This window comes from Serratia plymuthica, assembly GCF_018336935.1.
GTDB lineage: Bacteria > Pseudomonadota > Gammaproteobacteria > Enterobacterales > Enterobacteriaceae > Serratia > Serratia plymuthica_B.
Map to the genome: position 1 here is coordinate 3549642 of NZ_CP068771.1, position 20422 is coordinate 3570063.

General features: G+C 53.1%; 13 protein-coding genes, 1 tRNA gene and 3 rRNA genes. 11 read left to right on the forward strand and 6 right to left on the reverse strand.

Annotation, left to right across the window (positions count from 1 at the left end):
* Positions 1–2 precede the first annotated feature (2 nt).
* Entirely contained in the window at positions 3–1004 is a 1002-nt protein-coding gene (rbsR, locus tag JK621_RS16550; RefSeq protein ID WP_212556890.1) for a ribose operon transcriptional repressor RbsR, read from the forward strand.
* Here the strand turns inward: rbsR and mdtD are convergent.
* Positions 1001–2416: a multidrug transporter subunit MdtD gene (gene mdtD / locus JK621_RS16555; protein WP_212556891.1), complete on the reverse strand. Its 1416-nt coding sequence runs from the start codon at positions 2414–2416 to the stop codon at positions 1001–1003. The genes rbsR and mdtD overlap by 4 nt on opposite strands.
* Before the next feature lie 69 nt (positions 2417–2485).
* Entirely contained in the window at positions 2486–3175 is a 690-nt protein-coding gene (locus tag JK621_RS16560; protein ID WP_212556892.1) for a FadR/GntR family transcriptional regulator, read from the reverse strand.
* A gap of 492 nt (positions 3176–3667) precedes the next feature.
* Between JK621_RS16560 and JK621_RS16565 the strand changes: the two genes are divergently transcribed.
* The 4 genes from JK621_RS16565 to rrf all read left to right on the forward strand — a co-directional run bounded on the left by JK621_RS16565 (position 3668) and on the right by rrf (position 8791).
* Positions 3668–5209: ribosomal RNA gene (locus tag JK621_RS16565) — 16S ribosomal RNA — on the forward strand.
* Between the two features lie 145 nt (positions 5210–5354).
* Positions 5355–5430: transfer RNA gene (locus JK621_RS16570), tRNA-Glu, on the forward strand.
* Between the two features lie 235 nt (positions 5431–5665).
* Positions 5666–8573: ribosomal RNA gene (locus tag JK621_RS16575) — 23S ribosomal RNA — on the forward strand.
* A gap of 102 nt (positions 8574–8675) precedes the next feature.
* Positions 8676–8791 (forward strand): 5S ribosomal RNA (gene rrf, locus JK621_RS16580).
* Together the 16S, 23S and 5S rRNA genes with 1 tRNA gene alongside form the textbook arrangement of a ribosomal RNA operon.
* Before the next feature lie 73 nt (positions 8792–8864).
* Here rrf and mobB read toward each other — a convergent pair.
* Positions 8865–9380 carry a molybdopterin-guanine dinucleotide biosynthesis protein MobB gene (mobB, locus tag JK621_RS16585; protein WP_212556893.1) on the reverse strand — a complete coding sequence of 172 codons (516 nt, stop codon included), beginning with the start codon at positions 9378–9380 and terminating at the stop codon, positions 8865–8867.
* The gene (mobA, locus tag JK621_RS16590; RefSeq protein ID WP_212556894.1) at positions 9373–9966 is read right to left on the reverse strand and encodes a molybdenum cofactor guanylyltransferase MobA; all 594 of its coding nucleotides are present in this window, start codon (positions 9964–9966) and stop codon (positions 9373–9375) included. The genes mobB and mobA overlap by 8 nt, the downstream gene beginning before the upstream one ends.
* A gap of 151 nt (positions 9967–10117) precedes the next feature.
* On the opposite strand from mobA, the gene JK621_RS16595 reads away from it, so the two are divergent.
* The 3 genes from JK621_RS16595 to dsbA all read left to right on the forward strand — a co-directional run bounded on the left by JK621_RS16595 (position 10118) and on the right by dsbA (position 12130).
* Positions 10118–10387 carry a YihD family protein gene (locus JK621_RS16595; protein ID WP_004953469.1) on the forward strand — a complete coding sequence of 90 codons (270 nt, stop codon included), beginning with the start codon at positions 10118–10120 and terminating at the stop codon, positions 10385–10387.
* Between the two features lie 103 nt (positions 10388–10490).
* Entirely contained in the window at positions 10491–11477 is a 987-nt protein-coding gene (locus tag JK621_RS16600) for a serine/threonine protein kinase (protein ID WP_212556895.1), read from the forward strand.
* A gap of 29 nt (positions 11478–11506) precedes the next feature.
* Positions 11507–12130, forward strand: coding sequence for a thiol:disulfide interchange protein DsbA (gene dsbA, locus JK621_RS16605; protein WP_004953465.1), 624 nt, complete (start codon positions 11507–11509; stop codon positions 12128–12130).
* A gap of 43 nt (positions 12131–12173) precedes the next feature.
* Here the strand turns inward: dsbA and JK621_RS16610 are convergent, their stop codons facing one another.
* Positions 12174–13070: an acyltransferase gene (locus JK621_RS16610; RefSeq protein ID WP_212560216.1), complete on the reverse strand. Its 897-nt coding sequence runs from the start codon at positions 13068–13070 to the stop codon at positions 12174–12176.
* Between the two features lie 499 nt (positions 13071–13569).
* Between JK621_RS16610 and polA the strand changes: the two genes are divergently transcribed.
* Positions 13570–16371 (forward strand): DNA polymerase I, encoded by a 2802-nt coding sequence (gene polA / locus JK621_RS16615; RefSeq protein ID WP_212556896.1) that lies wholly within the window; start codon positions 13570–13572, stop codon positions 16369–16371.
* A gap of 530 nt (positions 16372–16901) precedes the next feature.
* Here the strand turns inward: polA and yihA are convergent.
* Positions 16902–17549, reverse strand: coding sequence for a ribosome biogenesis GTP-binding protein YihA/YsxC (yihA, locus tag JK621_RS16620; protein WP_004953443.1), 648 nt, complete (start codon positions 17547–17549; stop codon positions 16902–16904).
* A gap of 743 nt (positions 17550–18292) precedes the next feature.
* On the opposite strand from yihA, the gene yihI reads away from it, so the two are divergent.
* Together yihI and hemN are read left to right on the forward strand one after the other, a co-directional pair.
* Complete coding sequence (yihI, locus tag JK621_RS16625; RefSeq protein ID WP_212556897.1) at positions 18293–18841, forward strand: Der GTPase-activating protein YihI; 549 nt, start codon at positions 18293–18295, stop codon at positions 18839–18841.
* 182 nt (positions 18842–19023) lie between these two features.
* Positions 19024–20397 carry an oxygen-independent coproporphyrinogen III oxidase gene (gene hemN, locus JK621_RS16630; RefSeq protein WP_212556898.1) on the forward strand — a complete coding sequence of 458 codons (1374 nt, stop codon included), beginning with the start codon at positions 19024–19026 and terminating at the stop codon, positions 20395–20397.
* Positions 20398–20422 lie beyond the last annotated feature (25 nt).

The window sequence follows — 20422 nt, forward strand, 5'->3', positions numbered from 1 at the left end:
CTTTGGCCACCATGAAAGATGTCGCTCGCCTGGCGGGCGTTTCAACCTCGACGGTTTCACACGTTATCAATAACAATCGCTTTGTCAGCGACAGCGTGCGCGACAAGGTCATGGCGGCCGTAGAACACTTGAACTATGCGCCCTCCGCGCTGGCGCGCAGCCTGAAGCTCAACCAGACGCGCACCATTGGCATGCTGGTGACTTCCAGCAACAACCCGTTCTATGCCGAAGTGGTGCGTGGCGTTGAGCGCAGTTGCTACGAGCGCGGCTACAGCCTGATCCTGTGCAATACCGAAGAGGATGCCGCGCGCATGAACCGCAGCATGGAAACGCTGTTGCAAAAACGCGTCGATGGCCTGCTGTTGATGTGCACCGAAAATCATCGGCCGTCACAGGACGCGCTGAGCCGCTATCCGTCACTGCCTATCGTGATGATGGACTGGGCACCGTTCGAAGGGGCCAACGACATTATTCAGGATAACTCGCTGCTCGGTGGGGAGATGGCGACCGATCACCTGATTGCCCGCGGTTATCGCAAAATCGCCTGCATCGCCGGCCCGCAGGATAAAACCACCGCACGCCATCGTTTGGAAGGCTACCGCAGCGCCATGCAACGCGCCGGGCTGGCGATATTGCCCGGATACGAAGTGCACTGCGACTTTGAGTTTGAAGGTGGCGTTGCCGCGATGAAACGGCTGCTGGCGTTGGCCGAACCGCCGCATGCGGTATTCGCCGGTAACGACGCGGTAGCGGTAGGCGCCTATCAGGCGCTATACCAGGCCGGGTTGTCGGTACCGCAGGACATGGCGGTGATGGGCTACGATGATATCGAACTGGCCAAATATCTGGCGCCGCCGTTAAGTACCATTCATCAGCCGAAAGATTCGCTGGGGGAATTGGCGATTGATGCGCTGATCAACCGCCTGCAGAATCCGGAACGGGAAGCTCAGGTTCTGGTGCTGACCCCTGAGCTGGTGGAACGTGCTTCGGTCGGCTACCGCTAGCCTGCCGCTTTCGCTTCTTTCTTCGCTTCCCGGCCGCCGATCAGATTGCGGCCATCCTTCCTTCTCAACAGCATGAAGACAAACGCCGACGCGACGGTGACAATCCCCATGGTAATAAAGGTGTAGTGGAAATGATCGATCATGGTGCCGATCGACATCGATTCGTAGAAACGCAACACGGCTGCGCTGATCGCCACGCCGAAACTGATGGAAAGCTGTTGGGTGACTGCCAGCACGCTGTTGCCGGAGCTGGCGTTGGCATCGTTTAAATCCGCCAGGCTGATAGTGTTCATGGCGGTGAATTGCGTAGACATCGCCATGCCAAGAACGAACAGCGGCAAGATCATCAACCACAGCGGCATCCCCGGGCTTTGCAGCGCGAACTGGGCAATCAACATGCCGATAATCACAGTGATGCCAACCAACGTCTTGCGATAACCAAACCAGCGCAGCACCTGTGTGACGGTGGATTTTGCCATCAGCGAACCGACGGCAGTCGGCGCCATCATGCAGCCGGCGATAATTGCAGAATAACCGAAGCCCACTTGCAGCATCAGCGGCATCAGGAACGGCACACAGCCGGTGCCCAGGCGCGAGGCGACGTTGCCGGCAATGCCCACCGAGAAGGTGCGAGTCTTGAACAAATCCAGACCAATCAGCGGTTGGGGATGCCTGCGGGCATGAGCGATATAACCGAACAGCATCACCACGCCGCTCAGCAGGATACCCAGCGAGATATAGCTGGCCAGTACCCGTTCGCCGAACAGCTCAAGCCCGGTGGAAACCAGCACCAGACTCAGGCCAAACAAAATAAAACCGATGAGATCGAAACGGCGCTTGGGGGTGGTGAAGTCCGGCATATATTTACGCGCATAGAAGATGCCGAGCAGGCCAATCGGGATATTAATCAGGAAAATCCAATGCCAGGTGGCGTAGGTCACCAGCCAGCCGCCCAGCAGCGGCCCCATGATTGGCCCAACCAACCCCGGCATGGTCACGAAGTTCAGTACCGGTAATAGTTCGCTGCGCGGATAGGCGCGCAACAGCGCCAGACGCGCTACCGGCATCATCATCGCGCCGCCGATCCCCTGAATGACGCGTGAGGTCACCAGCACGCTTAACGTAGGGGAAAGCGCGCACAGCAATGAACCCAGGGTAAACAGCGACACCGCGAGGATAAATACCCGGCGAGTGCCGAAGCGGTCCGCCAGCCAACCGCTGACCGGGATCAGCATGGCGACCGTCAGCGTATAGCTGATTACGGCGGACTGCATCGCCAACGGCGAGCGATCCAGGCTGTGGGCGATCGCCGGTAATGCGGTGTTGAGGATAGTGGCGTCCAGCGCCTGCATAAAGAACGCCATTGCGGCGATCCAGGGTAGCCCTGCCATACTGCGCGCGGATTTGGTCATTGTCGGTCCTGGTTAACTGTCGTATCCGTCTCTCTCATCTTTCTTCTCTATATATAAGTAGGGGATGAGTTAGTCTTTCTCTTTAAGTAAAACCTGGCATGCGGCTAACGCCTGGGGGCCGTCACCGGCCAGTATCGCATCTACGATGGCCTGATGGTGTTGGAGCTTAATCACTTCATTACCGGTAATGGCGCGGAAGTAACTTTGATACACCGAACTGAACAGGTTGGCAAATGATGTCAGGAACGGGTTGCCGCTGGCTTCATAGATAAGCTGGTGGAATTGGGTATCGACCTGGATCCAGCGCTCGCGGTCAAATTGGGTGTGCAGCGCACGCATCTCCGCCATCAATTCGGCCAACTGTGCAGTTTGCTGAGCGCTGGCGTTGGCCGCAGCTAGCGAGCAGGCCTGCGGTTCCAATGACGTGCGCAATATAAGAAAGTGTTGCATCACCTGATCGAAGTTTTCCCGGGTCATCCACCAGGTCAATAAATCCTGATCGAGGAAATTCCACTGGCTTTGCGGCATCACCCGGGTACCGATGCGCGGGCGTGGCAACAGCATACCTTTGGCTGCCAGCATCTTTACTGCTTCGCGTACTGCCGTGCGGCTAACGCCGAATTGTTCTCCCAGTTCCATCTCTCCAGGCAAGATACTGCCCGCCTGATAATCGCCTGCCAGAATTTGTTGGCCGAGTTTCTCTGCAAGTAGATAAGAAAGGTTGCGTTGGGCGGCCTGTTGTTGAGCATTAAATTGCATGGCTGCGGGTCCTTACTGACATCGTTATTCTTATTTTACTCTACGGATCGCCAGCTTTTGTGGCTGTTTGCCGGAAAAAGTGACGAAATCGCTGGCTTGTGCAGCGTTTTGCCGAAAAAAACCGCGCTTGAAAAGTTTTTTGCATTTAGGGGTTGCGGCCTTCTGAGAACTCCCTATAATGCGCCTCCACTGACCGGGAACAACGACTCCTCTAACGAGAACGCGTCGCCAGGTCGGTAAGAGAAAAGCGAAATAAACGCTTGACTCTTCGGGTGAAAAGCGTAGTATACGCCACCTCGAGATAGCAAGCTACGGCGGCTAACTCACTGCTCTTTAACAATTTATCAGACAATCTGTGTGGGCACTCCACAAGACGATATCCAGAACCTTCGGGTTCGAAAAAATATCAAGTCTTGAAGAGTGACTACTGAAGTAAAATTCATTTAGTAACCTTTGAGCATCGCTTCACGAGTTGAAGCAAATCGAACTTTTAAATTGAAGAGTTTGATCATGGCTCAGATTGAACGCTGGCGGCAGGCCTAACACATGCAAGTCGAGCGGTAGCACAAGAGAGCTTGCTCTCTGGGTGACGAGCGGCGGACGGGTGAGTAATGTCTGGGAAACTGCCTGATGGAGGGGGATAACTACTGGAAACGGTAGCTAATACCGCATAACGTCTACGGACCAAAGTGGGGGACCTTCGGGCCTCACGCCATCAGATGTGCCCAGATGGGATTAGCTAGTAGGTGGGGTAATGGCTCACCTAGGCGACGATCCCTAGCTGGTCTGAGAGGATGACCAGCCACACTGGAACTGAGACACGGTCCAGACTCCTACGGGAGGCAGCAGTGGGGAATATTGCACAATGGGCGCAAGCCTGATGCAGCCATGCCGCGTGTGTGAAGAAGGCCTTAGGGTTGTAAAGCACTTTCAGCGAGGAGGAAGGGTAGTGTGTTAATAGCACATTGCATTGACGTTACTCGCAGAAGAAGCACCGGCTAACTCCGTGCCAGCAGCCGCGGTAATACGGAGGGTGCAAGCGTTAATCGGAATTACTGGGCGTAAAGCGCACGCAGGCGGTTTGTTAAGTCAGATGTGAAATCCCCGCGCTTAACGTGGGAACTGCATTTGAAACTGGCAAGCTAGAGTCTTGTAGAGGGGGGTAGAATTCCAGGTGTAGCGGTGAAATGCGTAGAGATCTGGAGGAATACCGGTGGCGAAGGCGGCCCCCTGGACAAAGACTGACGCTCAGGTGCGAAAGCGTGGGGAGCAAACAGGATTAGATACCCTGGTAGTCCACGCTGTAAACGATGTCGATTTGGAGGTTGTGCCCTTGAGGCGTGGCTTCCGGAGCTAACGCGTTAAATCGACCGCCTGGGGAGTACGGCCGCAAGGTTAAAACTCAAATGAATTGACGGGGGCCCGCACAAGCGGTGGAGCATGTGGTTTAATTCGATGCAACGCGAAGAACCTTACCTACTCTTGACATCCAGAGAATTCGCTAGAGATAGCTTAGTGCCTTCGGGAACTCTGAGACAGGTGCTGCATGGCTGTCGTCAGCTCGTGTTGTGAAATGTTGGGTTAAGTCCCGCAACGAGCGCAACCCTTATCCTTTGTTGCCAGCGATTCGGTCGGGAACTCAAAGGAGACTGCCGGTGATAAACCGGAGGAAGGTGGGGATGACGTCAAGTCATCATGGCCCTTACGAGTAGGGCTACACACGTGCTACAATGGCGTATACAAAGAGAAGCGAACTCGCGAGAGCAAGCGGACCTCATAAAGTACGTCGTAGTCCGGATTGGAGTCTGCAACTCGACTCCATGAAGTCGGAATCGCTAGTAATCGTAGATCAGAATGCTACGGTGAATACGTTCCCGGGCCTTGTACACACCGCCCGTCACACCATGGGAGTGGGTTGCAAAAGAAGTAGGTAGCTTAACCTTCGGGAGGGCGCTTACCACTTTGTGATTCATGACTGGGGTGAAGTCGTAACAAGGTAACCGTAGGGGAACCTGCGGTTGGATCACCTCCTTACCTAATGATATTGATTCGCGTGGCGTGCTCACACAGATTGTCTGATGAAAAAGTAATGAGCAAAAGCGCTACCTGTTGATGTAATGAGTCTCTGACTCATGCTGATACGAACCGATTAAAACGTTCAGTTTAATCGGATTTTCGTGTCCCCATCGTCTAGAGGCCTAGGACACTGCCCTTTCACGGCTGTAACAGGGGTTCGAATCCCCTTGGGGACGCCAATCCGATAATGAGTGAAAGACATTATCACCGGTGAGTCATCACCGAAAACATCTTAAAGATGACTCTTGCGAGTCGTGTTTAAGATATTGCTCTTTAACAATCTGGAACAAGCTGAAAATTGAAACATGACAGCTGAAACTTATCCCTCCGTAGATGTATTGGGATAAGGATTAACCTGTCATAGAGTCTCTCAAATGTAGCAATGCGAACGATGGAAACATCTTCGGGTTGTGAGGTTAAGTGACTAAGCGTACACGGTGGATGCCTAGGCAGTCAGAGGCGATGAAGGGCGTGCTAATCTGCGAAAAGTGTCGGTAAGGTGATATGAACCGTTATAACCGGCAATACCCGAATGGGGAAACCCAGTGTGTTTCGACACACTATCGTATGGTGAATACATAGCCATACGAGGCGAACCGGGGGAACTGAAACATCTAAGTACCCCGAGGAAAAGAAATCAACCGAGATTCCCCCAGTAGCGGCGAGCGAACGGGGAACAGCCCAGAACCTGAATCAGTTTGTGTGTTAGTGGAAGCGTCTGGAAAGTCGCACAGTAAAGGGTGATAGTCCCGTACACTAAAATGCACATTCTGTGAGTTCGATGAGTAGGGCGGGACACGTGACATCCTGTCTGAATATGGGGGGACCATCCTCCAAGGCTAAATACTCCTGACTGACCGATAGTGAACCAGTACCGTGAGGGAAAGGCGAAAAGAACCCCGGCGAGGGGAGTGAAATAGAACCTGAAACCGTGTACGTACAAGCAGTGGGAGCACCTTCGTGGTGTGACTGCGTACCTTTTGTATAATGGGTCAGCGACTTATATTTTGTAGCAAGGTTAACCGTATAGGGGAGCCGTAGGGAAACCGAGTCTTAACTGGGCGAATAGTTGCAAGGTATAGACCCGAAACCCGGTGATCTAGCCATGGGCAGGTTGAAGGTTGGGTAACACTAACTGGAGGACCGAACCGACTAATGTTGAAAAATTAGCGGATGACTTGTGGCTGGGGGTGAAAGGCCAATCAAACCGGGAGATAGCTGGTTCTCCCCGAAAGCTATTTAGGTAGCGCCTCGTGAACTCATCTTCGGGGGTAGAGCACTGTTTCGGCTAGGGGGCCATCCCGGCTTACCAAACCGATGCAAACTCCGAATACCGAAGAATGTTATCACGGGAGACACACGGCGGGTGCTAACGTCCGTCGTGAAGAGGGAAACAACCCAGACCGCCAGCTAAGGTCCCAAAGTCATGGTTAAGTGGGAAACGATGTGGGAAGGCATAGACAGCCAGGATGTTGGCTTAGAAGCAGCCATCATTTAAAGAAAGCGTAATAGCTCACTGGTCGAGTCGGCCTGCGCGGAAGATGTAACGGGGCTAAACCATGCACCGAAGCTGCGGCAGCGACGCTTAGCGTTGTTGGGTAGGGGAGCGTTCTGTAAGCCGTTGAAGGTGGCCTGTGAGGGTTGCTGGAGGTATCAGAAGTGCGAATGCTGACATAAGTAACGATAAAGCGGGTGAAAAACCCGCTCGCCGGAAGACCAAGGGTTCCTGTCCAACGTTAATCGGGGCAGGGTGAGTCGACCCCTAAGGCGAGGCCGAAAGGCGTAGTCGATGGGAAACAGGTTAATATTCCTGTACTCGGTGTTACTGCGAAGGGGGGACGGAGAAGGCTAGGCTAGCCGGGCGACGGTTGTCCCGGTTTAAGCGTGTAGGGGGAGAGAATTGGTAAATCCGTTCTCTTATTCAACCCTGAGGCGTGATGACGATGCACTACGGTGCAGAAGTAGTTGATGCCAAGCTTCCAGGAAAAGCCTCTAAGCATCAGGTAACACAGAATCGTACCCCAAACCGACACAGGTGGTCAGGTAGAGAATACCCAGGCGCTTGAGAGAACTCGGGTGAAGGAACTAGGCAAAATGGTGCCGTAACTTCGGGAGAAGGCACGCTGGCGCGTAGGTGAAGAGACTTGCTCTCGGAGCTGAAGCCAGTCGCAGATACCAGCTGGCTGCAACTGTTTAATAAAAACACAGCACTGTGCAAACACGAAAGTGGACGTATACGGTGTGACGCCTGCCCGGTGCTGGAAGGTTAATTGATGGGGTCAGCCGCAAGGCGAAGCTCTTGATCGAAGCCCCAGTAAACGGCGGCCGTAACTATAACGGTCCTAAGGTAGCGAAATTCCTTGTCGGGTAAGTTCCGACCTGCACGAATGGCGTAATGATGGCCAGGCTGTCTCCACCCGAGACTCAGTGAAATTGAACTCGCTGTGAAGATGCAGTGTACCCGCGGCAAGACGGAAAGACCCCGTGAACCTTTACTATAGCTTGACACTGAACATTGAGCCTTGATGTGTAGGATAGGTGGGAGGCTTTGAAGCGTGGACGCCAGTCTGCGTGGAGCCAACCTTGAAATACCACCCTTTAATGTTTGATGTTCTAACTCGGCCCCGTAATCCGGGGTGAGGACAGTGTCTGGTGGGTAGTTTGACTGGGGCGGTCTCCTCCCAAAGAGTAACGGAGGAGCACGAAGGTTAGCTAATCACGGTCGGACATCGTGAGGTTAGTGCAAAGGCATAAGCTAGCTTGACTGCGAGAGTGACGGCTCGAGCAGGTACGAAAGTAGGTCTTAGTGATCCGGTGGTTCTGAATGGAAGGGCCATCGCTCAACGGATAAAAGGTACTCCGGGGATAACAGGCTGATACCGCCCAAGAGTTCATATCGACGGCGGTGTTTGGCACCTCGATGTCGGCTCATCACATCCTGGGGCTGAAGTAGGTCCCAAGGGTATGGCTGTTCGCCATTTAAAGTGGTACGCGAGCTGGGTTTAGAACGTCGTGAGACAGTTCGGTCCCTATCTGCCGTGGGCGTTGGAAGATTGAGAGGGGTTGCTCCTAGTACGAGAGGACCGGAGTGAACGCACCACTGGTGTTCGGGTTGTCATGCCAATGGCACTGCCCGGTAGCTAAGTGCGGAAAAGATAAGCGCTGAAAGCATCTAAGCGCGAAACTTGCCTCGAGATGAGTCTTCCCTGGGCCTTTAAGGCCCCTGAAGGAACGTTTAAGACTAAGACGTTGATAGGCTGGGTGTGTAAGTGCAGCGATGCATTGAGCTAACCAGTACTAATGATCCGTGAGGCTTAACCTTACAACACCGAAGGTGTTTTGATTTGAGAGATTTTCAGCGAAGTTCCGAGATTGGTTTCGATGGCGACACGAGAGTGAAGCGGTTGGAATGAAACAGAATTTGCCTGGCGGCAATAGCGCGGTGGTCCCACCTGACCCCATGCCGAACTCAGAAGTGAAACGCCGTAGCGCCGATGGTAGTGTGGGGTCTCCCCATGCGAGAGTAGGACACTGCCAGGCATCAAACAAAGTCGAAAGCCTCATGCGAAAGCATGGGGCTTTTTGCTTTTGGGTCAGGGAATAGCGGGCGCAGCTACGCTGCGCCTTTCAACCACTCGACTATGAACGCAGCTATTGTATCAGGCTGGTTTAGATCCAAAGATGTAACCCCAGCAACAGGCCGATCGCTGGCTACCGCAATGACAAACTTATCCAGCATATCCTCCAGCGGTCTGCCTATATTTTCACGATATAGAATGATCTTGCTCACCGGCTCATGTTTAAACCCTTCCACTAAAATCACATCCACCTTGTCACGATCAAATCGGCTGGCCAGATAGTGCAGATCAAGTGGCAATTGCTCTGGTGTTTCTGTCATCAGTGCCCACCGACGATCGCTGGCAACCAGTGTTTGATCGGCACCTGCCTTACGTAATTCATAACTGTCTTTGCCAGGCGTATCTACATCCATATCATGATGCGTGTGTTTAATCAGCCCAACGCGGATTTCCCGCTGTCTCAGTAACGGTATTAGCTGTTTAAGCAGCGTGGTTTTACCTGTACCACTATAGGCGGCAATGCCCAGTAAAGGAGGGAGAGGGTTATTCATGGGTGAATCCTTTTTCCTGCTGCCAGCGCTGGCAGTCTTCTCGCGTATTCAGGTTATGGAAAGCCGCTTGCTGGCCCGTGAACGGCACCTGGTGTGCGCCTGCTGCGTCCAGGAACAGCATCAGTTTTCGATCCCCTCGAGCCAGATAACTCGCCAACTGAGGCGCGAGGCTGGTATGCAACAACGCCAAAGTTGGGTGCGCTCGCTCCCCGTCGCTGGCATAGGCGGCCAGTGACTGGCCTTTTTGCTGCCAGAGTTGTTCAACCAGCGTGGTGGGAAAATCGGGCACGTCGCAGGGAACAAATACGACCCATTTAGTGGTGGCATATCTCAGGCCGGCCAGTATACCGGCCAAAGGGCCGGGAAAGTCAGCCGTTAAATCACCGATCGTCGGCAGACCGCTTTCCTGATAGCGGGCCTGATGACGGTTGGCGCTGATGGCAATCGGGCCTACCTGCGGCCGTAGCCGGGCAAGAACGTGTTTATACAGCGGTATTCCGGCAACCTGAACCAAGCCTTTATCTTCCCCGCCCATTCGCGTGGCGCGCCCACCGGCCAGAATAATGCCGGTAATGTCCTCGTGCATATTTCTCATCCTGCATTGTGGCTAACGTCCTGATTGTAGCGCTAAAGCCGGTGTGGCATCAGGATTTACCTTTATTGACAAGCTGCTTCTTTCACTGCGTTGGTAAGCCTGTTACTTTGTGTGCTTATTCATTCTATTGGACGATATTGCGATGAAAACGCACCGCGTAAACGAACTGATTGAGCTGTTACATCCGGCCTGGCAGGAAGATCCGGATCTCAATCTGATTCAGTTTTTGCAAAAGCTGGCGCAGGAGGCCGGTTTTCAGGGTGATTTGGCTGAACTGAGTGATGATATTCTGATCTACCACCTGAAAATGCGCGGCAGCGCCGGCACGGAACAAATCCCAGGGCTGAAAAAGGATTACGAAGAAGACTTTAAAACGGCCTTGCTGCGCGCTCGGGGCGTTATAAAGGATTAGCATTTGTGCGGTAGGGTGAACCAGTACTCGTGAAATTTGTCATTAATGCTACTATTTCTCATTCCCGGCACAGTGTTGTCACCCAATGAAACTGAATGTTGTTATGAACAACTCTGCTTTTAATTTTCAAACCCTGTCGCCCGATCTGATCATGGATGCGCTGGAAGGGGTTGGCCTGCGTGTAGATTCCGGGCTAACGGCGCTGAACAGTTATGAAAACCGCGTCTACCAGTTTATGGACGAAGATCGTAAGCGCTACGTGGTGAAGTTTTATCGCCCCGAACGTTGGAGCGCGGCGCAAATTATTGAAGAACACCGGTTCGCCGGGGATCTTGCTCAGGCAGAGATCCCTGCTGTTGCGCCACTGGCCCTGCAGGGCAATACGCTACATACTCACGGCGGTTTCTTTTTTACCGTATTTCCCAGCGTTGGCGGGCGGCAGTATGAGATCGACAATCTCGATCAACTGGAGTGGGTTGGCCGTTTTCTGGGGCGTATTCATCAGGTGGGCAGTGAAAGCCTGTTTGTGGAGCGTCCTACTATGGGGATTGAGGAATACCTCACCGCACCGCGTGAAGTGCTGGCTGGCTGCACACTGTTGCCCAAGGCACAGCGCGACAGCTTCCTGACCGCGACGGACGCTCTGATTGAGGCGATAAAACAGCATTGGCATCTGGACTGGCAGCCGCGGCGTTTGCACGGCGATTGCCACCCGGGCAATATCCTGTGGCGTGATGGCCCGCTGTTTGTTGATCTTGACGATGCGCGTAATGGACCGGCGGTACAGGATCTGTGGATGTTGTTGCACGGTGAGCGCCGTGATCGCCTGATGCAACTGGACGTTTTGCTGGAGGCATACTCAGAGTTTGCCGAGTTTGATCAGAGTGAGTTGGCGTTGATCGAGCCGCTGCGTGCCATGCGAATGGTGTACTACCTGGCATGGGTAGCTCGCCGTTGGCAGGATCCCGCATTTCCTAAAAGTTTTCCGTGGATGGCGGAGTCTGATTTCTGGTTATCTCAGACTGCGGCATTCACTGAACAGGTTAAGCTGTTGCAGGAACCCCCTCTGCAGCTGATGCCAATGTATTGAAGCTTTAACATAATGGAGAGTTTAGTCTTATGAAGAAAATATGGTTGGCACTCGTTGGCATGGTAATGGCATTCAGTGCCTCGGCTGCGCAGTTTAGCGATGGTTCTCAGTATGTAACCCTGGACAAACCGGTGACCGGTGAACCTCAGGTACTGGAGTTCTTTTCCTTCTATTGCCCGCACTGCTATCAGTTCGAGCAGGTTTATCACGTTTCCGAGAATGTGAAAAAAGCGCTGCCTGCAGGCACCAAAATGACCAAATACCACGTTGAGTTTCTGGGGCCGTTGGGTAAACAGCTGACTCAGGCCTGGGCGGTTGCGATGGCGCTGGGTGTGGAAGATAAAGTGAGCCCGCTGATGTTTGAAGCCGTACAGAAAACTCAGACCGTGCAAACTCCAGATGATATCCGTAACGTGTTTGTCAAAGCGGGCGTGAGCGCTGAAGACTACGATGCGGCATGGAACAGCTTCGTTGTGAAATCCCTGGTGGTTCAACAGGAAAAAGCGGCGGAAGATCTGCAACTGCGCGGCGTCCCGGCAGTATTTGTTAACGGTAAGTTTATGGTTAAAAATGACGGTCTGGACACCAGCTCGATGGATGCTTACGTGAAGCAATTCGCCGACGTGGTCAAATTCCTCAGCCAGCAGAAATAACTGAAATTGAACGTGAAGAACGCCGGCTCAGCCGGCGTTTTTTTTAACGATATTGCCGCTTTAACTTATCCAACAGTTTGTCTTTTTCCTGCCACAACGTATTCAGCCACAGCTGGAAACGCCGCTTGAAGAGCTTGTCGTTAAAGTAATCGCCATGCAGGTTTTCATCGATGGGCAGAAGCTCAATTCTCACCACAATGCGCTTTAACCGGCCGCACAGCATATCCATAAAAGGCCGTTCGCTATTCTCTGGATAAAGCAGGGTGACATTTAACACTTTATCGAACTGCTTGCCTAACGCACTGAGCGTAAAAGCAATGCCGGCCGCCTTTGGGGCGAGTAAATTGTGATAAGGGGAGCGGGTTTTAATTTTCTTGGCTTCAGTAAAGCGAGAACCCTCCACAAAATTGACGATAGTGGTTGGGCGCTTGCGGAATTTCTCGCAGGAGCGTCGTGTGGTTTCGATATCTCTACCGCGTTTTTCCGGATGTTTGAGCAAATAGCCACGTGAATAGCGCTTCATGAATGGCATATCCAGCGCCCAGCAGGCAAGGCCGACAAAGGGCACCCAGGCTAACTGTTGCTTGAGAAAGTATTTATTCATTGGAATGTGATTACGGAACAGCACGCACAGCACGACAATATCCGACCAGCTTTCGTGATTGCTGATAAGCAGATACCAGTTTTTACGTTCCAACCCCTCCAGCCCTTGAATATCCCAGTGTAGCTGCCGGTTAATGCGCAATAGCAGCGCCAATCCCTGACACCAGCACCACATCATAAAATCGGCAAAGGCGGAGATATGTCGCCAGATGGCAGGATAAGGGATCAATAGCTTAACGATGCCGGCGAATGCGATGGGGATCGAACACAGCACGGTCACCAAAATGGCAAGCAAGGCAGAAAATATAAAAATAACAGGGGACAGTAGTCTTGGCATGGTTATGGGCTGATGGTAGGTGAGAACAGTGTTACATGCCGTTGTGCATGAACAAAAAAATATTCTAACAGAAACAATCGGGGGAAGGTGCTCGTTACCGGCAACAGTTTCTATAGCTGAAGAAATAATCATTTGCTGCGTTTTCGCGCAACTTGTTCATCTTGTGCTAGGGTAATTGAGGTGCCAAATTTGATCAATGGTGCGATTAAAATCGAGCGCAAGTTATATCCACAAATCGTGTAAAAGTCGATAAATACCCCTCGTTAAATTAACGCTATTTAACACTGTGATTTAAATAGGAATTTTATTTTCAATTATAACGACAAACGCATCGTTATAATCTGGTGTCTTTTCTATGCACAAAGTTATCCACAGACAGGATCTTGCGGATCGCTTCGCATAATCACATCATTTTCATCCGCAATGCACGCTAAGGTTCGTCTCAGGCGGTCAGCTATGGCATGCTTACCACTATGTCCGATCACGATAAAGAAACGTTATGGCCCAAATTGCAGAAAACCCATTAATCCTGGTTGACGGTTCCTCTTACCTCTACCGCGCTTATCACGCCTTCCCTCCGCTGACCAATTCCGCGGGCGAACCGACCGGGGCAATGTACGGCGTGCTGAATATGCTGCGCAGCCTGCTGCTGCAGTACCAGCCAAGCCATGTTGCGGTGGTGTTTGATGCCAAGGGAAAAACCTTCCGTGATGAGCTGTTCGCAGAGTACAAATCACATCGCCCACCGATGCCGGACGATCTGCGTGCTCAAATTGAGCCATTGCATAAAATGGTCAAGGCTATGGGTCTGCCGCTGTTGGTCACGCCTGGTGTAGAAGCGGATGACGTTATCGGCACCTTGGCACTGGAAGCCGAAAAGGCCGGCCATTCGGTGTTGATCAGCACGGGTGATAAAGACATGGCGCAGTTGGTCACACCGAACGTTACGCTGATCAACACCATGAATAACACCATTCTTGGTCCGCAAGAAGTGTGCGATAAGTACGGCATTCCGCCGGAGCTGATTATCGACTTCCTGGCGCTGATGGGCGACTCCTCGGATAATATCCCCGGTGTGCCTGGCGTCGGTGAGAAAACCGCACAGGCGCTGTTACAGGGGCTTGGTGGGCTGGATGCACTCTATGCCAACCTGGACAACATCGCCACGCTCAGCTTCCGTGGTGCCAAGACCATGGCAGCCAAGCTGGAACAGAACAAAGAGGTGGCGTATCTCTCCTATAAGCTGGCGACCATTAAAACCGATGTAGAGCTGGATCTTTCCTGCGCCGATCTCGAAGTCTCTTCGCAAGACGTCGACACGCTGCAACAGTTGTTCAAACAGTACGAATTCAAACGTTGGCTGGCGGATGTTGAAGCCGGTATCTGGCTGGAAGGCAAAAAAGGCGCCGGCGCGAAAGCGGCCAGTGCGGTGAAGCCTGCCGGCGTAGCCGCAGACACCCCAAAAGTGGCTGCGGAAGCGACGCTGTCGCAAGAGGGCTACGTCACTATACTGGACAAGGAGACCTTCGCTGACTGGCTCAAAAAGCTGAGAAAAGCCGACGTGTTTGCCTTTGATACCGAAACCGACGGCCTGGATACCCTGACTGCCAACCTGATCGGCCTGTCCTTTGCCATTGCGCCAGGCGAAGCCGCTTATCTGCCAGTGGCGCATGATTATCTCGATGCGCCGGCGCAGTTGGATCGCGCCTATGTGCTGGAAACGCTGAAACCGTTGCTGGAAGACGAGAAAGCGCTGAAAGTCGGCCAGAATCTGAAGTTTGATATGGGCTTGTTGGCGCGTTACGACATCACCCTGCGCGGTATTGCCTTCGACACCATGCTGGAGTCCTATGTGTTGGACAGCGTGGGTGGGCGCCACGACATGGACAGTCTGTCCGATCGCTATCTCGGCCATAAAACCGTTACCTTTGAAGAGATCGCCGGTAAGGGCAAAAAGCAGCTCACCTTCAACCAGATTGCGCTGGAGCAGGCGGCACCTTACGCGGCTGAAGATGCCGATGTCACGCTGCAGTTGCATTTGGCGATGTGGCCGCAGCTGAAAGAAAGCGCCGAGCTGCTGAGGGTGTTCAATGAGATTGAAATGCCGCTGCTGCCAGTGCTGTCGCATATCGAACGCACCGGGGTGCTGATTGATCAAAGTATTTTGGCCGCCCACTCCATCGAGTTGACCAAGCGTCTGGCCGAACTGGAAATTCAGGCGCATGAACTGGCGGAAGAGCCTTTTAACCTTGCGTCGACCAAACAGCTGCAGGCGATCTTGTATGAAAAGCAAAAGCTGCCGGTACTGAAGAAAACCCCAGGCGGTGCGCCATCGACCAACGAAGAGGTGCTGGCCGAGTTGGCGCTGGATTATCCGTTGCCGAAGGTGATTCTGGAATACCGTGGCCTGGCGAAGCTAAAAACCACCTATACCGATAAACTGCCGCTGATGATTAACCCGTTCAGCGGGCGGGTGCACACCTCCTATCATCAGGCGGTGACGGCCACCGGGCGCCTCTCCTCCAGCGATCCGAACTTGCAGAACATTCCGGTGCGTAACGACGAAGGGCGCCGCATCCGGCAGGCATTTATTGCTCCTGAAGGCTACCGCATCGTTGCGGCCGACTACTCACAGATTGAACTGCGCATCATGGCTCATCTGTCGCAGGACGAGGGTTTACTGAAGGCCTTTGCGGCCGGTAAAGATATCCACCGGGCTACCGCCGCCGAGGTGTTTGGCCTGCCGCTCGACAAGGTGACGAATGAGCAGCGCCGCAGCGCCAAGGCAATTAACTTTGGCCTGATTTATGGCATGAGCGCATTCGGTCTGGCGCGTCAGTTGGGGATCCCGCGTGGCGAAGCGCAGCGCTATATGGATCTTTATTTCGAGCGTTACCCAGGCGTGCTGGAGTATATGGAACGCACCCGCCAGCAGGCTGCCGAACAGGGTTATGTCAGCACGCTGGATGGTCGCCGCCTCTATCTGCCGGACGTCAGTTCCAGCAATGGCATGCGCCGCAAGGCCGCCGAACGTGCGGCGATCAACGCCCCGATGCAGGGGACGGCTGCCGATATCATCAAGCGTGCGATGATTGAGGTGGACGCCTGGCTGCAAGGTCAGGATGAGCCATTGGTGCGCATGATCATGCAGGTGCACGATGAACTGGTGTTCGAGGTGCATGAGTCAGTGATTGAAGCGTCCAGCCAGCGCATCCGCGAGTTGATGGAAAACAGCATGACGTTGGCGGTGCCGCTGAAAGTGGACGTCGGCGTGGGTGCCAACTGGGATGAAGCCCATTGATAACGCGGTTGCTCACCCGTTAATCCCTCTCTGAGGCGCTAACTGGCGATAACCTAAGCACTTTTCGTAATTTAGCTACAAGATACGGCGATTGTTTCCCCAACCTCGCCGTTATTGCGCACTAAGTTGTGTAAGTAAACTACAAAAAATTCTTTTGCACTGCGAAAAAATCATGTAGAGTTACAGGCGTAGGGTACAGAGGTAAGATGTTCTATCTTTCAGACCTTTTACTTCACGTAATCGGATTTGGCTGAATATTTAGCCGCCCCAGTCAGTATTGACTGGGGCGTTTTTTATTGTAAAAACAACACCAGTCCATAGTTTTTTCCTATTCTCACCCGCATCTCATCCTCCGACGCTCCTCTGCTATTGCCCGCCAGTTCTGTCGTTGCCGATAAGTCGTCATAAGAATTTATGATGGATTTTTGTCAAAACTGTAATTAGATAACGAAAATCCTCTACTGCCATGAATAACAGGCATAAAAAAGCCGATGCGTTTCCACATCGGCTCTTGCGACATCTGCGGCTGGTTACTCGCCGGCAGCGTCGTCTTCCGGTAACACTTCCGGCGGGATCTCGTTAAACCAGGTATTCAGTTTCTGGCTCAGCTTGTCGACACCGATTTTTTTCGGCGAGGAGAAGGCTTCTACCTGGATATCGCCCATAAACGGCACTACCGCCTCGCGTACCATATTGAGCTGCGCCTTGCGCGCGCCGGAGGCCAGTTTGTCCGCTTTGGTCAGCAGAACCAGCACTGGCGTGCCAACATCGACTGCCCATTGAATCATCTGCTGGTCGAGATCTTTCAGCGGGTGGCGGATATCCATCAGTACCACCAGGCCTTTCAGGCAGTTGCGCATTTGCAGGTATTCACCCAGCGCCCGCTGCCACTTGCGTTTCATCTCTTCAGGAACTTCGGCGTAGCCATAACCCGGAAGGTCGACCAGGCGGATGCCTTCCTCGACTTCGAACAGGTTGATGAGCTGGGTACGGCCCGGCGTTTTACTGGTACGCGCCAGACTTTTTTGATTGGTCAGGGTATTTAACGCGCTGGATTTACCGGCATTAGAGCGGCCGGCGAAGGCAACTTCAATACCTTCATCCCCCGGAAGGTGGCGAATATCGGGCGCACTGGTGACGAAATGGGTCACATGATAATTGTAATTCTTGCTGGTCAAAATTTTTCGTCTCCGCGAGGATGGCTAACTGGTTGGCGATTATAACTGCATCAGCGGCAAAAATGGTGTGTTTCTCTGTTTTTAAGCGCCGGGCCAGCAGGGCGTGGCACTCACGTCGCCTTGGGTGTGTGAGACATTTGCCATTCGAATAGTGGGTAATGTCGCTTTATTCGAAAGTGATTTTTATTCTTTCTATTGAAAAACAAAAAGTTAATATTTTTCTGAGTGACTGATGATAGGCATTCCGTGGCAGATACCTTGAGTGCCCTTCTCAATCGCGTAAAGTAGATTGCAGCACAAGGCTGTGCAGGAGTAAGGAACATTCGGGAAGGGTGACAAATCTCAGGGAGCGCACGGGAAGTGCCATGAGTGCCAGGATGACCTCAGCAGGAATGCCTTGTTTGCACCTGAATGTGTGAACAACACAAGGATGGTGAAGTTATTGCAATTAGGATGCCCGCAGGAAGCGCACTCAGGAAGAGTGGATGCGAACGGATTGCGCCATGGACGATTTCCCTTTCAGGATGAAGGACGTAGTAGCAGGGAGTGCGTTTATAGCAGAGGGAAAAACCAGGATGTTGAGTGTACGCATGGAGCGCGTGGCAGGAATATCCTTCGAAAGAGGGTGAGAAATAGGCGGCAGGTTTAACCTGCCGCCTTTTTTCTTTGTCCGCTTTCTGCTAGATTCCGCCGCAATCGTATAGCATCTCTATACTGAATCTACATACCTAAGAGCGTACGCTATGAACCAGCCATCAAAAGCACCTCGCGCCCCACGCAGCAGCGCGGCGACGTCGAAATCGAAAAAGAAAAGCCGTGTGGAGCTCGATCAGGAAGCCCGTGAACGCAAGCGCCTGAAAAAACGCCGTGGTCTCGCTTCCGGTTCTCGCACCCAGGTTGAGTCTGCAAATCAGAAAAACAAGTCCGAGGCGCAGGTCAAAGATCCGCGTATTGGCAGCAAAGTGCCGGTAGCGCTGGTGGCGGAAGCTAAACCAAAAGCCAAACCTCAGCCTAAGCCGAAGGCCGCAGCCAAACCGCGCCTGTCGCCGGAAGAAGAGCTGGCGAAGCTGGAAAATGATGAGCGTTTGGATGCATTGCTGGATCGTATCGACGACGGCGCGACACTGAACGCCGAAGATCAGGCTTACGTTGACCAGACGCTGGATCGCATCGATGCGCTGATGGAGCAATTGGGCATTGAGCTGGGCGACGACGAAGACGATGAAAAAGAAGAAAAGCAGGAAGACATCCTGAAACTGCTGAAAAGCGGTAACCCGAAAGACGTATTTTAACGTGCCATGTGGCCGATCCTGGTAATAGCCCTACTCTTGATGTGTTATCTGCTGTGGTTATTCGGTAAACTATGGCGGCTGTCCAAACGCAAAACGCGTTTTCGCAGCGCTTCCGCGGCCAGACAGCGTAGACAACTGCCCATTTCCCGGCCCGGTAGGAAAAAATATCGGAAGGAGTGAGCATGTCAGAGCAGGCAATTGTCTGGGATCTGGCCCTGATCCAGAAATATAACTATTCAGGGCCGCGTTATACCTCATACCCCACGGCGCTGGAGTTTAACCAGGGTTACGACGAAGCGGCGTTTCAACGCGCCGCAGCTCGTTATCCTGAGCGTCCGTTGTCACTGTATGTGCATATTCCGTTCTGCCATAAACTCTGTTATTTCTGCGGCTGCAACAAGCTGGTAACGCGTCAGACGCATAAGGCTGATGAGTATCTGGCGGCGCTGGCGCGTGAAATCGCCCAGCGCGCCCCGTTATTTTCCGGGCGTAAGGTCGGCCAGATGCACTGGGGCGGCGGTACTCCTACCTACCTCAGTAAGTCGCAAATCAGCAGATTGACGGCGATGCTGCGGCAACACTTTGATTTCTTGCCCGATGCGGAAATGTCGATCGAGGTCGATCCGCGTGAGATTGAACTGGACGTACTCGATCATTTACGCAGCGAAGGTTTCAACCGCCTGAGCATGGGGGTGCAGGACTTCAATAAAGAGGTTCAGCGGCTGGTTAATCGCGAGCAGGATGAAGAATTTATCTTTGCCCTGATCGCCCGCGCGAAGGCGCTGGGATTTAACTCCACCAATATCGATCTTATTTACGGGCTGCCAAAACAGACGCCGGAGAGTTTTGCTTTCACCCTGGAGCGGGTGGCGGAGCTAAGCCCGGACCGTCTCAGCGTGTTCAACTATGCGCATTTGCCGAGTCTGTTCGCGGCACAGCGCAAGATCAAGGACGCCGACTTGCCAAGCGCACGGCAGAAACTGGATATCCTGCAGCAGACCATCGCTTCTCTGACTGAGGCCGGTTACCAGTTTATCGGCATGGATCACTTTGCTCGCCCGGAAGATGAGCTGGCGGTGGCCCAGCGCGAAGGTAAACTGCACCGCAATTTTCAGGGCTACACCACCCAGGGCGACAGCGATCTGTTGGGGTTGGGCGTTTCCGCCATCAGCATGTTAGGCGACAGCTATGCGCAGAACCAGAAAGAGCTGAAGGCTTATTACGGCAGCGTCGAGGCGCAGGGCAATGCGCTGTGGCGCGGCTTGACCATGACGGAAGACGATTGCTTGCGGCGTGAAGTGATTAAAACGCTGATCTGCAATTTCCAGTTGGGTTATCGCGCGATAGAACAGCAGTTCGCCATCGACTTCGCCGCTTACTTTGCCGAAGACCTGCAGTTGCTTACGCCGTTTGAACGCGATGGGCTGGTGGAGCGTGATGAACAAGGCATTCGCGTAACCCCGCGCGGTCGTTTGCTGATCCGCAATATTTGCATGTGCTTTGATCTCTATCTGCGTCAGCAGGCGCGTACTCAGCAGTTCTCGCGGGTGATTTGATGCATAAAAAAACGGCCGCTGATGC